6 protein-coding genes are annotated in these 15,698 nt (G+C 34.2%); 4 read left to right on the top strand and 2 right to left on the bottom strand.

What is annotated here, in order from left to right; all coding sequences use genetic code 11:
- The first annotated feature begins 86 nt into the window (after positions 1-86).
- The 4 genes from Q0958_RS02775 (at position 87) to Q0958_RS02760 (ending at position 14,169) form a co-directional block, all read left to right on the top strand.
- The gene (locus tag Q0958_RS02775) at positions 87-4,370 is read left to right on the top strand and encodes a GEVED domain-containing protein (protein WP_299119297.1); all 4,284 of its coding nucleotides are present in this window, start codon (positions 87-89) and stop codon (positions 4,368-4,370) included.
- 240 nt (positions 4,371-4,610) lie between these two features.
- On the top strand, positions 4,611-8,021 hold the full coding sequence (locus Q0958_RS02770; RefSeq protein WP_299119294.1) for a GEVED domain-containing protein: 3,411 nt from the start codon (positions 4,611-4,613) through the stop codon (positions 8,019-8,021).
- 193 nt (positions 8,022-8,214) lie between these two features.
- Positions 8,215-12,231: a M4 family metallopeptidase gene (locus tag Q0958_RS02765; protein WP_299119291.1), complete on the top strand. Its 4,017-nt coding sequence runs from the start codon at positions 8,215-8,217 to the stop codon at positions 12,229-12,231.
- A 75-nt stretch (positions 12,232-12,306) separates the two neighbouring features.
- Complete coding sequence (locus Q0958_RS02760) at positions 12,307-14,169, top strand: ABC-F family ATP-binding cassette domain-containing protein (protein ID WP_299119288.1); 1,863 nt, start codon at positions 12,307-12,309, stop codon at positions 14,167-14,169.
- A 33-nt stretch (positions 14,170-14,202) separates the two neighbouring features.
- Here the strand turns inward: Q0958_RS02760 and Q0958_RS02755 are convergent, their stop codons facing one another.
- Together Q0958_RS02755 and Q0958_RS02750 are read right to left on the bottom strand one after the other, a co-directional pair.
- A complete protein-coding gene (locus Q0958_RS02755) occupies positions 14,203-14,886 on the bottom strand; it encodes a hypothetical protein (RefSeq protein WP_299119285.1) in 684 nt (227 codons plus the stop codon).
- Between the two features lie 215 nt (positions 14,887-15,101).
- Positions 15,102-15,578, bottom strand: a complete 477-nt coding sequence (locus tag Q0958_RS02750; protein ID WP_299119282.1) for a hypothetical protein — start codon at positions 15,576-15,578, stop codon at positions 15,102-15,104.
- Between the last annotated feature and the right edge of the window lie 120 nt (positions 15,579-15,698).

The raw sequence follows: 15,698 nt of genomic DNA, 5'->3' as shown, positions 1-15,698 counted from the left end.
AAAATTAATAAAGCTAAGTATACCCCAGGCGAAAACCTGGGGTTTTTTATCGAATTTATTTATTAACAATTAACCCCCCCTTTAAAATGAATAACAATTTAAAGTTATTAATTGGTGGTTTGTCTTTAGCCTTAGTCTCGTCTATAGGTTATAAGCATTTCTCTGATAGAAGTGATATGCTAAATGTTGAAAAACAACGACAAACACACGCAGAGTTCTTAAAGAACAGCCCTTATCAAGAAACCTTGAAATGGGATAAAAAAAAGAGAAAAAATTATGGTTTACCTCCTAATCGATATTTCGAGCAAATGTGGGGACTAACTATAAACCCTTCTACTGGTGAATTAGAAGATGGCTCTTTAAATGAATTGAGAAATAGATTAATAGCAGAGAGAAAAGCTCAGAAAAACCCAGGAACTAATACGAATGCTTGGGTAGAAAGAGGTCCAAATAATGTTGGAGGAAGAACAAGGGCTATTATGTTTGATCCTAATGACGCTACCAACAACCGCGTTTATGCCGGTGGTGTTAGTGGTGGTTTATGGGTAAATAATAACATTAGTAACTCAAATTCTCAATGGCAAAGAGTTCAAAATGTACCAGGAAACTTATCGGTAACTTCTATTACCGTAGATCCAAGAAATTCTAATACTTGGTATGTTGGTACTGGAGAACAGTACACTGCTGGTGATGTAGTAGGAAATGGAGTATATAGAACAACTGATGGTGGTACTACTTGGGTTGCTATAAATATTCCTGCTGCTGGAACTGCTGTTATTAATCATAATGCAAGCAATGTTTTTCTTTCTGGTATTCACTATGTAAACGATGTTTTAGCATGGGATAATGGAAATTCTACTGAATTATTTGTAGCGGTTGGAGCACATGTTTATGGTGATTCATCAAGTCCAAAAAATTGGTTAGGATTACAATCTGCTGGTTTATATCGTTCTACTGATGGTGGTGTTAACTGGAATAGAATTGAGTCTGATAACATGAAGTATACTTTTAGTGGTAATGATTATTATTATACTCCTAATGATTTAGAGGTAAGTGCTAACAATACTATTTGGATGGGTACTATTAAATCTGTATTAAGTTCTACTAGTGGTGGTAGAGTATTTAGCTCTGCAAATGGTTCTACTTGGACAGAAGCAGCAGCTTCTCCTTTAACTGATTCGAATAGAGTTGAGTTAGAGCCTTCTGCTACGGATGCTAATAAGATTTATGCGCTTACTGAAGGTTTGGCTAGAGATGCTCAAAATAGGTTAATAGACCCTGTTCATATTTATAAAACAACGAATGGTTTTGCTACGATTTCTGCTACTTCTTTACCTAATGATGTTGATAATGGTATACCAGCTAAAGATTTTACAAGAGGTCAATCTTTTTATAATTTAGTAGTTGAGGCAGATCCTACTGATGATGATATTGTATATGTTGGTGGTATAGATTTGTTTAAATCTACAAATGGTGGTACTTCTTGGTCTCAAATATCTAAGTGGTCTAATAATAACAATTTAGCTGCTTTAAATGTCTCTGTAGTTCATTCTGATCAGCATGCTATTGCTTTTGGTAATAATGATTCTTCTAAAATATTATTTGGAAACGATGGAGGTATTTATTATTCAGGAAATTCTGGAGGTATATTAGGTGCTAGAAATAAAGGGTATAATGTCACTCAGTTTGTAAAAGCTGGTATTGGTCCTGATGGTGTTGGTGATGTTGATGGTATTTTTAGTGCAGGTGCTCAAGATAACGGTACTCAAGGTTTTAGAAATGCGGTTGCTGGTGTAAATAGTTCTACGGAAGTTTCTGGTGGTGATGGTTTTTATACTTTTATTGATAAAGACGGTCAGTATATGATTTCTACGTATACAAATAATGTTATCTATAGGTTTAGTTTACCTTGGAATGGTATAAGTAAAATCCAAGGAGGAGGAACAACAATATTAAATGAGCGTAACACAGGTGACTTCGTAAATCCAATGGGATATGATAGTCAAGCGAATCGTTTATTATCAAATGCTTCTGCTGCTTCTAAATCTATTAAAAGTATTAATGTAGCTTCTAATACTAAAGGGAATATTACAAATGCTCTTTTAGATGCAAGTCCTACTGCTTTTAGAGCTTCTCCTTTTGCTAATAATACTTGGTATGTTGGTTTATCTAATGGTAAATTATTAAAGTTAACTAATGTTACTAATAGCAGTGCTACTTGGACTAATGTTGTTACCCCTTTTGTAGGGTCGGTTTCTTCTGTTCGTTTTGGTGCTACTGATGATGATATTTTTGTTACTATTCATAACTATGGTGTAACTAGTGTTTGGGCAACTACCGATGGTGGTACTAATTGGGTAAATAAAGAAGGTGATTTACCTAATATTCCTGTAAGAGATATTTTACAAAACCCATTAGACAGAACTGAAGCTATTTTAGCAACTCAATTAGGAGTATGGTCTACTACAAATTTTAACGAAGCGAATCCAACTTGGACACAAGCTTATAATGGTATGAGTGACGTTAGTGTTACTTCTTTCGATTACTGGAATATTAATGGTAATCATGCTCAAAATAAAATCATAGCATCTACTTATGGTAGAGGTGTATTTACTGGTTCTTTTACTGCTAATGCTGTAAATGATACGCAAGCACCAACTGCTCCAAGTAATTTAGCTGCTTCTAATGTAGTATCTATTTCTTTAACTTTAAATTGGACAGGTTCTACTGATAACGTAGCTGTATCTGGTTATGATGTATATCAAGGTTCTACTAAGTTAGGAACTACTACAAATACAACTTATAATGTAACAGGATTAACTGCTTCTACGGCTTATACGTTCTCTATAAAAGCTAAAGATGCTGCTGGAAACGAATCTTCAGCTAGTAATGTTGTTAGTGTAACTACGCCTGCTAAAACTGTTTCTTACTGTAATGCTAGCGGTAATACTTCTTATAATACAGGAATTACTAGAGTTGTTTTTGGTTCTATTAACAATACTGATGGTCCTGCTAAGGATAAAGGTTATGAAGATTTCACGAGCATAAGTACTACAGTTTCTCAGTCTTCTATTGAAAATCTTACGGTATCTGTAAATACTGATGGTAACTATAGAATTGATGTTATTGCATGGATTGACTGGAACCAAGATGGTGATTTTACTGATGCTGGTGAAGATTTTGATTTAGGTAATATTAGTAATGTGCCAAATGGTGCTTTACCTACAAAAGCTATTGCTGTTCCTGCTAGTGCTAAAGCTGGTGCTACTCGAATGAGAGTTGTAGCTAGGTATAACACAAATCCTACTTCTTGTGGAACTAACTTTGATGGTGAAGTTGAAGATTATACGGTTAATATTCAGCCAGCTATTACTGATACTACTGAACCAATTGCTCCTAGTAATTTATCGGCTACTAGTGTTACTCAAACTACTTTAACGTTAAACTGGACTGCAGCTACTGATAATGTTGCTGTAACTAGTTATGATGTTTATAGAGGAGCTACGAAGATTGGATCAACTACTTCTGAAACTACATATGATGTAACTGGATTAACTGCTGGAACTGCTTATACATTCTCTGTAAAAGCTAAAGACACTGCTGGAAATGTATCGGCAAGTAGTAATATTTTAAATATTTCAACTTTACCAAATTCTGTGTCATATTGTTCATATAAAGGAACTACTTCTTACGAATGGATTGATTATGTATCGTTTGGAGGAATGACTAATACTTCTGGAGCCAATGGAGGTTATGGTGATTTTACTTCTAAAATAGCTACCGTAGCTAAAGGAAGTACAAGTAAGATTGTATTAAGTGTAGGATATGCTAGTACTGTTTACAAAGAATACTGGTCTGTTTGGATTGATTTTAATAAAAACGGAACTTTTGAATCTAGTGAAAGAGTTGTTACTGGCTCAGCGTCTAGTGCAGGAAATGTTTCAGCAGATATTACTATCCCTGCATCAGCATTATTAGGTCAAACTAGAATGCGTGTAGCAATGAAAGATACTGCTCAACATACAACTTCTTGTGGTACTTATAATTATGGCGAGGTTGAAGATTATACAGTTAATATTACTGAAACTTCTTCTTCATCTGCTGAGATTATTAGTGCTAATCCTTTAGGTGAATCAAATGATATAGATTTAATGACATATCCTAATCCCGCAAAAGATTTTGTTCGTGTTAAAATGGCTTCTAAAGCTACTAATATGATTTATAAAATTATAAACACTGCTGGAAAAGTTGTTCAATCTGGTTCTTTAGACGCTTCTAATTTAGATGTGTCTAATTTGAATAGTGGTATTTATATTTTAGAGGTTAATGATGGTCAAAAATCATTAAAAACTAAAATAATGAAGAAATAATTTGAGTTTCAGGGGCTTATATTTTTATATGAGCCCTTTTTATATAAAACCTCATAAACCTACATAAACACTAGGTTTATGAGGTTTTTTAATTGTGTTTTGTTTAATATAATTTTGTGTTTTTAATGTTTGATTAGGAATAATTCATTTTTTTAGTATATTTGTCGACGAAATGATAAAATGTTAAGAGTATTTTATATTTATTTCACAATTAAATAACTAATCAAAATAACCCTTCAAATGAAACAGAAGTACTTTAAAAGTATTGCTTTGGCTGGTGCTATTTTGGGATTAAGTTTCCAAGCGCAAGCTCAAACCAAGCGGGATGTTGAAAAAATTAGAAGTCAATATGACTTAGGAAAACTTCAAACAATTCAAAAATCTTTAAAAACTAAAGAAGATTCTGAAAGAAAACAAGCCTTAAGAATTGCAAAACAAAAAGGTTGGAAAACTACTATCGAAGCTGCTGATGGTAGTTTAATGTCTTTACAACGCGTAGTAAATGGAAAACCTATTTATTACACTACATTTAACGTTGATGCTGCAAAATCAACAAGAACAAATCACTTAAATTCTGGTGGTTCATTAGGTTTAAACTTAATGGGTCAAGGAATGACAGCCTACGTATGGGATGGTGGTATTGCGAGAGCCTCACATCAAGAGTATGATGGTGCAGGAGGAAATAACAGATATTCTGTAAACGATGGAAGTTCTTCATTAAACTTTCACGCAGCTCACGTAACAGGAACTATTATGGCTTCTGGTGTTGTTGCTAATGCAAAAGGAATGGCTCCACACTCTAAAGTAAGAGGTAATGATTGGAATAGTGATAAATCTGAAGCTACTACTGCAGCTTCAAATGGTATGATTTTATCTAATCACTCTTATGGATTTAGAGTTAGAAACCCAAACACAGGAGCGGTTTTATTACCTCAACATTATTTTGGAGGTTATATTACTGAATCTCGTGCATGGGATGAAATTATGTTTAACGCTCCTAACTATTTAATGGTTGTGGCTGCTGGTAATGATGGTAATGATAACACTGCAAATAATAATCCTACTGGAGGTTCTGGATGGGATAAGTTAACAGGGCACTCTACTTCTAAGAACAATTTAGTTGTTGCAAATGCTCAAGATGCAAATGTTAGTTCTAATGGTAACTTAGTTTCTGTTTCTATAAATAGTTCTAGTAGTGAGGGACCAACGGATGATATGCGTATTAAGCCAGATATTACAGGTAACGGTACGGGTGTATATTCTACTTATGAAAGTAGTGATACTGCTTATCAATCTATCACAGGTACTTCTATGGCTTCGCCTAACGTAACTGGATCGTTATTATTATTACAACAACATTATAAAAACTTAAACAGCGGAAGCTTAATGAAAGCAGCAACTTTAAAAGGTTTAGCTTTACATACTGCTGATGACGCTGGTGCTTCTGGTCCTGATGCCGTTTTTGGATGGGGATTATTAAACACTAAGAGAGCTGCTGAAACGATTACTAAAAAAGGGAATCAAGCTAAAATTGAGGAGTTAACATTAACTTCAGGTCAAACTTACACAATTACAGTTGATTCTGATGGTACTAGTCCATTATTAGCATCTATTTCTTGGACTGATAGACCTGGTACTGCTAATACTACTGTAAACTCTACAACTCCTGTATTAGTAAACGACTTAGATATTAGAGTATCTAAAGGAGGAACTACTCATTTACCATATGAGTTAACAGGTCCTACTACTTCTGCTAAGAGAGATAACAATGTTGATCCTTATGAAAGAGTTGATGTTGCTAATGCTTCTGGAACATATACTATAACAGTTACTCATAAAGGTTCTTTAACTGGTGGTAGCCAAAACTATTCTTTAATTGTAACTGGAATTACTGGTACTCCTGTAGTATGTAACGCTACAGTACCAACAGGTGTTTCTACTGGTTCTGTAACTGCTTCTGGAGCTTCAGTTTCTTGGACTGCTGTTGCTGGTGCTTCTTACGATGTACGTTACCGTCAAGTAGGTACTTCTTCTTGGACTACTAACGCTGTTACTGGTACTTCTACTACTTTAAGTGGTTTATCGGCTTCTACTCAATATGAAGTACAAGTTCGTTCTAAGTGTTCTTCAGGAAATTCTAACTATAGTTCTTCAGTAAACTTTACAACTACTGCTGTTCAAATTAACTATTGTGCTTCTAGTGGTAATACTTCGTATGCTACAGGTGTAACTAGAGTTCGTTTTGGTTCTATTGACAATGCAGATGGTACTGCTAAAGATAAAGGTTATGAGGACTTTACAAGCATGAGTACTACAGTATCTCAATCGTCTAATGTAAACCTTACTGTAAATGTAAACACAGACGGTAATTATAGAGTTGATGCAATTGCATGGATTGACTGGAACCGTGATGGTGATTTCTCAGATGCTGGTGAAACAATTGATTTAGGAAATGTAAGTAATGTATCTAATGGAGCGTTACCAACTAAAGCTGTAGCTGTTCCTGCGAATGCTGTAGTAGGAGCTACTCGTATGAGAGTTTCTGCTCGTTACAATGCTAATCCAACATCTTGTGGGACTAATTTTGACGGAGAGGTTGAAGATTATACAGTAAACGTACAAGCAGGTTCTGCAGATACTACTGCACCAAGTGCACCAAGTAGTTTAGCTGCTGCTAGTGTAACTCAAACTACGTTAACTTTAAACTGGTCTGCTTCTACAGATAATGTAGGTGTAACTGGATATGATGTATTTAGAGGTTCTACCAAAATTGGATCAACTACTTCTGCTACTACTTATAATGTAACAGGATTAACAGCTGCTACTGCTTATACATTCTCTGTAAAAGCTAAGGATGCTGCAGGAAATGAGTCAGCTTCAAGTAATGTAGTAAATGTAACTACGTTATCAAATGCTGTTTCTTACTGTGCTTCTAAAGGAACTCGTGTTACTTATGAGTGGATTGATTATGTATCATTCGGAGGAATGACAAATTCAACTGGTGCTAATGGAGGATATGGAGACTTTACTTCTACTAAAATAGCTAACGTATCTCGAGGAAGTACTAACCAATTAGTTGTAAGTGCTGGATTTAGAAGTACTGCTTATAACGAGTACTTTGTAATTTGGATTGACTATAATGGTGATGGTGATTTCTCTGATAGTGGAGAACAAGTTACTTCTGGTAACTCTACTAGCTCTGGAAACAGAACAGCTAACATTACAATTCCTGCAAGTGCAAAATTAGGTCAAACAAGAATGCGTGTATCTATGAAGTATAACTCTGCACCAACTGCTTGTGAGGCTAACTTAGGAGACGGTGAGGTTGAAGATTATACTGTAAACATTACTGCTTCTTCATCTTCTAGTTTGAATGTAATTTTTGCTGATGTATCTGGAGAGAAAATTCAAAATAATAATATATCTGAGTTAATGGCGTATCCTAATCCAGCTATTAACAATGTACAAGTTAAAATAGCTTCTAAAGCTGATGCTGTAAACTATAGAATTATAAATACTATAGGTAAAGTAGTACAAGCAGGTAAATTAACTTCATCTAACATTAATATTTCTGATTTAAATACTGGAATGTATATTTTAGAAGTTAATGATGGTCAAAAATTATTAAAGACCAAGTTGATGAAAAAATAAGCAAATACGACATATTTGAATATTTAAAACCTGAGCAATTTGCTCAGGTTTTTTTGTTCTGTTTTTCGTTGTTTTTTCGTTGTTTTTCGTTGTTGAAATTTTATTTTTTTAATACATTTATTAGGTGAGGATTAGAGTTTTATGTTGAAATTTTAGTTGTCACATATTTTATTAACAAAAACCCCCCGAAACAATGAAACACAATTGTATTAAAAATGTGTTTTTAGCATCTTTCATGCTCGCTGGTTTCTTAACAACCACAGCACAAGAAAGTAGAAGTCTAAAGCGAATCAAGATGGTTGAATCTTCTAAATCATCTTTAGAAAAAGCCCCCGAAATTCTTCGAAAAAAACTTCAACTCTCCTCCAACGATGGTTTGGAAAAAATTAAGGAGAAACGTGATGACCTCGGTTTTACTCACAAGAAATTTCAACAAAAATTTAAGGGGCTTAAAGTCGAATTTGCCACCTATTCTGCGCATGCAAAAAACGGCAGATTAACAAGTATGAATGGTCAGTTTTATGATGTAGGAAAAGTAAATGTGATTCCTAAATTATCGAACCAACAGGCCTTTCAAAAAGCGTTGGATCATACTGGCGCTGAAAAATACCTTTGGGAGTATCCAAAAGCTGCTAAAGAAATGGATAATTACCAAAAACCAGAAGGTGAATTGGTTATTTTACCTAGAGAAGTATTGAGAACTGATGCTCCTAAATTAGCATATAAGTTTGACATTTTTGCTGCTAAACCTATGAGTCGTGGATATTTATATATCGATGCTCATACTGGTGAAGCTTTATTTTACAATGCTATTATTAAGCATGCTGATAACTTTGGTCATGTTGATGAACATGTAAAGTCTGCTTCACATAGTGTAAATGCTGAAGAAACTTTAAAAGCGTTATTTGTTGCTGGGTCTGCTCAAACTCGTTATAGTGGTACCAGAACTATTGATACCAGAAAAGATGGTGATGTATATACTTTGAATGATGAATCGAGAAAGGTATATACTAGAGATGCTAAGCATCAAACCAATATTGGATATCCTTACGTAAGTAATTACGATGAATTTGAGGATAACGATAATAATTGGACTACTGCCGAACATAGTGCTAATAAAGACAATGCTGCTTTAGATGCGCATTGGGGTGCTATGATGACCTATGATTATTTTCAGGCGGAGCATAATAGAAATAGTTTTGACGATAACGGAGCTTCTATTCGTAGTTATGTTCATGTAAAAACTAATTATGACAATGCTTTTTGGAATGGATCGGTTATGTCATACGGTGACGGTTCTTCTAATGGAGCAGAAGGAAATGGTCGTTTTGATGCTTTGACTTCTATTGATGTTGCTGCTCATGAAATTGGGCATGCGATATGTACGAACACTGCTGATTTAGCTTACCAACGTGAATCTGGTGCCTTGAATGAAGGTTTTTCTGATATTTGGGGTGCTGCTGTTGAGCACTTTGCTAAAGGTAATGGTAACGATATGGCTCCTGATGCTTCTGTTTGGTTAATTGGTGATGAAATTGATAGACGTGTTGGCGCCGTTGCTTTACGCTCTATGAGTAATCCTAACGAGAGAGGTCAACCTGATACTCATGGTGGTGCATATTGGAAAGATCCTAATTGTGCTTTCCCTAGTCAATTTAATGATTATTGTGGTGTGCATACCAATTCTGGTGTTTTAAATTATTGGTTCTACTTGCTTACGGTTGGTGGTTCTGGTACAAACGATATTGGTAATAATTTTAATGTTGCTGGTATTGGTATGACGAAGGCTGCTAAGATTTCGTACCGTTTGGAAGCAAATTACTTATCGGCGAACTCTACTTTTGCCGATGCTAGAGAAGGTGCTATTATTGCTGCTTCTGATTTGTATGGTGAAGATAGTGCTGAGGTTATTTCAGTTATTAATGCTTGGTATGCTGTAGGAGTTGGAGAACTTTGTTTCTTAGATGCTCCTGATAACTTTATAGCTTCTAGTATTAATGACGCTGCTTTTTCTTTATCATGGAATGCCGTTCCTAGTGCTTTGTCTTATACAATTGACATTAAAGGTACTATTGATGGTGTTACAAACCCTGGTGAATTTACGGTTACGGGTACTTCTTTGGCAGTACCTAATTTAGATCCTGGTACTGTTTATGTTTGTTCTATTAAAGCAAATTGTACAGACGGTGGTAGTGGTAAACTTGCTACGCTTTCTGTTACTACTACGGGTACTCCTCCATTGCGTTACTGTATTTCTGAAGGAAATAATGTTGACGATGAATATATTGGTAGAGTTCAAATTGGTAGTATTGATAATACAACTCCTAAAGGTAGTGGTTATACAGATCATACAGACCTTTCTACCGATTTAGCTAGAGGTAGTTCTCAAACTATTACAGTTACTCCTGTGTGGCGTGCTACTGCTTATGAGGAAGGTTATGGTGTTTGGATTGACTATAATAAAGATGGTGATTTTTCCGATCCTGGCGAAAATGTTTGGCTTAAAGATAAATCGAATGAAACTCCCGTTAGTGGTACGTTTACCGTTCCTACAGACGCTTCTTTAGGTGCTACTCGTATGCGTGTTGTTATGAAATATAATGCTACGCCTACTGCTTGTGAAAAGTTATTTTCGTACGGAGAAGTTGAGGATTATACAGTAGTAATTACTGCTATGGCTGCTGATACGGAAGCGCCTACGGTTCCTACAAACTTTATGGCTAGCGACGTTACGTTGTCGTCTGCTACTTTAAGTTGGGATGCTGCTACTGATAATGTTGGTGTTGTTGGCTATGATGTTTACCAAGGTACTACTTTGGTTGAATCTACGGCTAATACTTCTATTGCTGTTAGTGGTTTGAATATGAATTCTTCGTATACCTATTCTGTAAGTGCTAAAGATGCGGCTGGTAATTCTTCTACTGCTGTTGAACTTACGTTTATGACCTTAAACGATACGGAAGCTCCTAGTGTTCCTTTAAATGTTGTTGCTTCTAATATTACCATGTCTTCTGCTACTTTAAGTTGGGATGCTTCTACGGATAATGTTGGTGTTGTTGGTTATGATGTTTATTTAGGTACTGACTTGGTGAGTTCTGTTACCAATACTTCTATTGACCTTAGTGGTTTAACTATGGATTCTTCTTATACGTATTCTGTAAGTGCTAGAGATGCTGTTGGTAATGTTTCTACTAAGACTGATGTTTCTTTTTCTACTTTAGCTGATACGGAAGCTCCTTCTAAACCTGGAAACTTAACAGCTTCTGGTATTACTAAAACGAAAGCTACCTTAAATTGGAACCCTTCTATTGATAATGTTGGTGTTGTTGGTTATGATATTTTTAGAGGTGCTACTTTAGTAAGTTCTACCACAAATACTTCTTTTGCTTTGTCTAGCTTATCTGCGGGTACTTCATATACCTATTCTGTAAAGGCTAAAGATGCGGCTGGTAACATTTCTGCTACTGCTACTGTTACGTTTAAAACAGTGGATAATGGTCCGACCTATTGTGCTGCTCAAGGTAATAGCACGAGCACTGCTTGGATTGATTATGTTGCTGTTGGTGGTATGTCTAAATCTTCTGGTTCTAATGGTGGTTATGCTAACTTTACAAACAAGGTTGGAAATCTTGGTAAAGGTGGTAGTTCTTTAATTACGGTAAGTGCTGGCTATGCTAGTAGTAATAACAGACCTACCATGTTTTTTGCTGTTTGGATTGACTTTAATCAAAATGGTTCTTTTGATAATAACGAGCGTATTATGACGAATGCTTCTAGTCAGCAAGGTAATCGTTCTACTAGTTTCTCTATTCCTCATTCGGCTAAATCTGGTAAAACGAGAATGCGTGTTGCTATGCGTCATAATAGAGAGCCTAACCCTTGTGGTTCTTTTTCTAGCGGTGAAGTTGAAGACTATTCTATTAAGATTGGTTCTGGTGGCTTTATTGTTGGTTTAGATGGTACTCCTCAAGATGATGCTATTTCTAAAATGTTGGTGTATCCTAACCCTGGAACTGATGAAATCCAAGTTAAACTTCCTGATACTGGTAAAATGATGCATTATAGAATTGTAAATTCGATAGGAAAAGTTGTGTTGTTTGGTGATTTGAATTCTCCTCGTATTAACATTTCTAGTTTGAATTCTGGTATGTATTTTATTGAAGTTTCTAACGGTGAAAAATCGTTTAAATCTAAATTGATGAAGAAATAATAAGTTGTACTTATTATCTGATAGAAAACCCAAGCTTTTGCTTGGGTTTTTGTTTCTTTGCATAAATTTTAGCAAATGAATTACCTATCTGTAGAAAACATATCGAAAGCATATGGCGAAAAAATATTGTTTCAAGACATTTCTTTTGGAATTAACAAAGACCAAAAGATTGCTTTTGTTGCGAAAAATGGTAGTGGTAAAACTTCTATTTTAAATATTGTTGCTGGTGTTGATGAGTCGGATACAGGACAGGTAGTGAGCAGAAAAGGTATTGATATTGCTTATTTATCGCAAGATGATAAATTAGATCCTTCTTTATCTATTGAAGAGACCATTTCTTCTACAGATAATAAAGTTCTAGATATTATTAAGCAATATGAAAAGGCTTTGGAGAATCCGGATAATACGGAAGCTTATCAAGAAGCTTTTGAATTGATGGAGCAACATAATGCCTGGGATTTTGAAACGCAGTACAAGCAAATTTTATCGAAGTTAAAACTGGATAATTTACAGCAAAAGGTTGGTTTGCTTTCAGGTGGTCAGAAGAAACGTTTGTCGTTGGCTCTTGTTTTAATTCAGAAACCTGATTTACTTATTTTAGATGAGCCTACAAACCATTTAGATTTAGAAATGATTGAATGGTTGGAAGCTTTTTTTGCTAAAGAAAAGATTACTTTGTTTATGGTTACGCACGACCGTTACTTTTTAGAGCGTGTGTGTAATGAAATTATTGAACTTGACAATGGTCAGTTGTATAAATACAAAGGAAATTACTCGTATTATTTACAAAACAAAGAAGAACGTTTGGCCTTGGAAGCTACCAATTTGAGTAAGGCTAAAAGTTTATTTAAAAAGGAGTTGGATTGGATGCGTCGTCAGCCAAAAGCTCGTACTACGAAGTCTAAATCTCGTATTGATGACTTTTTTGAGATTAAGAAGAAAGCGCATAAGCGTAGAACTGAGCATGAAGTTCAGTTAGAGATTAACATGGAGCGTTTAGGGAGTAAAATAGTAGAGCTTCATAAGATGAAAAAATCGTTTGGTGATAAAGTTATCTTAGATGGTTTTGACTATGTATTTAAACGTGGTGAGCGTATTGGTGTTATTGGTAAAAATGGTACTGGTAAGTCTTCTTTTTTAAATATGTTGACTGGTGCTATTTCGTTAGATGGTGGTAAAGTTGTTGTTGGTGAAACGGTTAAGTTTGGTTACTATACTCAAAAAGGAATTGTAATTAAAGAAGGGCAAAAGGTTATTGAAGTTATTAAGGAATTTGGTGAATATATTCCGTTGAGTAAAGGTCGAAAGATTTCTGCTGGACAACTTCTTGAACGCTTTTTGTTTGACCGTAAAAAGCAGCACGATTTTGTTGAGAAATTGAGTGGTGGTGAGCAAAAGCGTTTGTACTTATGTGCGGTGTTGATTCAGAATCCGAACTTTTTGATTTTGGATGAGCCTACGAACGATTTGGATGTGGTTACACTAAATGTTTTAGAGAATTTTTTATTAGATTATCCGGGTAACTTGATTGTGGTTTCTCACGACCGTTATTTTATGGATAAGATTGTTGATAACTTATTTGTGTTTAGAGGAGAGGGTGCTGTTGACAACTTTCCTGGTAATTATTCTGATTTTAGAGCTTATGAGGATTCTAAACCAAAAGAAGAGAAAGAAGTAAAGAAAGAAGTGGTTGCTCCTGTTAAAACTCCTAAAAAAGGTGTTTTAAGCTATAATGAGAAACGCGAATGGGGCTTACTTGAAAAAGACATTGATAGATTGCAGAAGAAAAAGGCTGCTCTTGAAGAGAAGTTTATGAATGTTGAGTTTTCTGCCGATGAGATTAATGAAAAATCTAAGGAACTTCAAGATATTATTGAAAGTATTGAAGAAAAGGAAGAACGCTGGTTTGAACTTTCTATGAAATTGGAAGGGGAGTAGTTCTTCCTTTTCTTTTGTTTTAGATTGCTTGTTTTATAGGTTTGCTATGAATCTAATTTTAGTAATGTTTTGGTATTCTGGTGATGTTGCTCCATAAATATTTTTGACATATTTTTTTACGTTTTGTGCTGTTGAATATAAGCTTGTTCCGTTTTTATAAAGCACTGCATTTCTTTCTATCAGTTTAGTACTAAATGCTGTTTCTGTTTGATTTACCTTTTTAGTGCTTTCTACCAATGAAATATGTAAATCTTTTAAGGTTTCTAGTTTTAGCTCTGTTAAGTTTGGGTTGTAGGTGGATATGGATGTTAAGAGATGTATAAGTTTAGCAAAATTGTCTGCTAATTGGGTGTAGGAACGATGTGAGGATAATATTGTTTTCTTTGTTTCTCCTTGTATAAGCCTGTTTAAATGTTTTGCTTCTGCTAGTACATCTTCTGTGAGCTCTAAGATTTCTAATTGGTTAATTATTCTTGTTGAGGTTTTTTTTAGAATGTTATGTTTTTCTTGTCGGATTGATATAGCGTTTTTGTTTGCACTTCGTTTTTCTTCTACTTCTTTTAATACATTTTGTGCTTTTGTATATAATAGGTTTAGGTTTTTTATTGTAAGATTTTCTAGTGGTGGATTGTAGTTAGTGTATAAACTTATGGATTCTATTAGCTTTTGCAGATTTATTACATTTTTAGCATTTTCTGTTTTATATTGTTTGTTCATTTTTGAAGGTTTTTAAAGTAAGTCTTATACACTGTATTTTGATTTACTTGTAGTAAATACAGCTTATAATTTAGCTGTATTATTTGCTTTTTACTAAGACTAATGAACAAACGGTAGGTTTTATGTAATAAACGGTTGTATTTTTTGTTTTTTGGGCTTGTGTGGAGGTTTTGTTATTAGTTTTTTATTTTTATATACGTGAATTGTTAACTATTTCAATAGTTGTTGTTATATCCAAAACTCTTTGTTTTTTTATTTTCATGGAAATAATATATGTGATTCTTTTTTATTCCACATTTTACAATCTCTTTTTCAATTTTTATTAAGTATTCTTTTAAAGTTTTTTTATCGATATGTATTAAAACATTGTACTCTGAAATGTTACAATGGTAACAACTAATAAAATATTTAAGTTCTTTAGTACCTGTAATTTTATCATTTAGTTGAATATAAGTACTATCTTGATTTAAATGTTTATATCTATTGACAATATTAGATTTTAGTTTTCCTACGAAAATGTGGTATTCGATTGTATTATTTTGATTTTTATAATCGAATTCATTCTTGTTAGTTTCAAAAGGCTGAATTTCTAGCAATATATCTTTTCTGGATTCTAGATAATTTTTGTTATTAGTTTTATAACATGATAAAAGACTTAATAGTGTTATACCAAGTAGGATTTTCTTTTTCATAGCTAATAATGGAATTTTATAAGATTTTTGAGTTGATGTAGGAACTAAATTAGTTAATAAAAAGAATAGTAAAACTGTGAGGATTTTTATAGATAGAAACAAGCAATTATTTATATGGAT

Origin of the sequence: uncultured Tenacibaculum sp., assembly GCF_947499065.1 — a bacterium.
Classification (GTDB): domain Bacteria; phylum Bacteroidota; class Bacteroidia; order Flavobacteriales; family Flavobacteriaceae; genus Polaribacter.
Note: the sequence above shows the minus strand (reverse complement) of the source record. Positions and strands in the feature narration are given on the sequence as shown.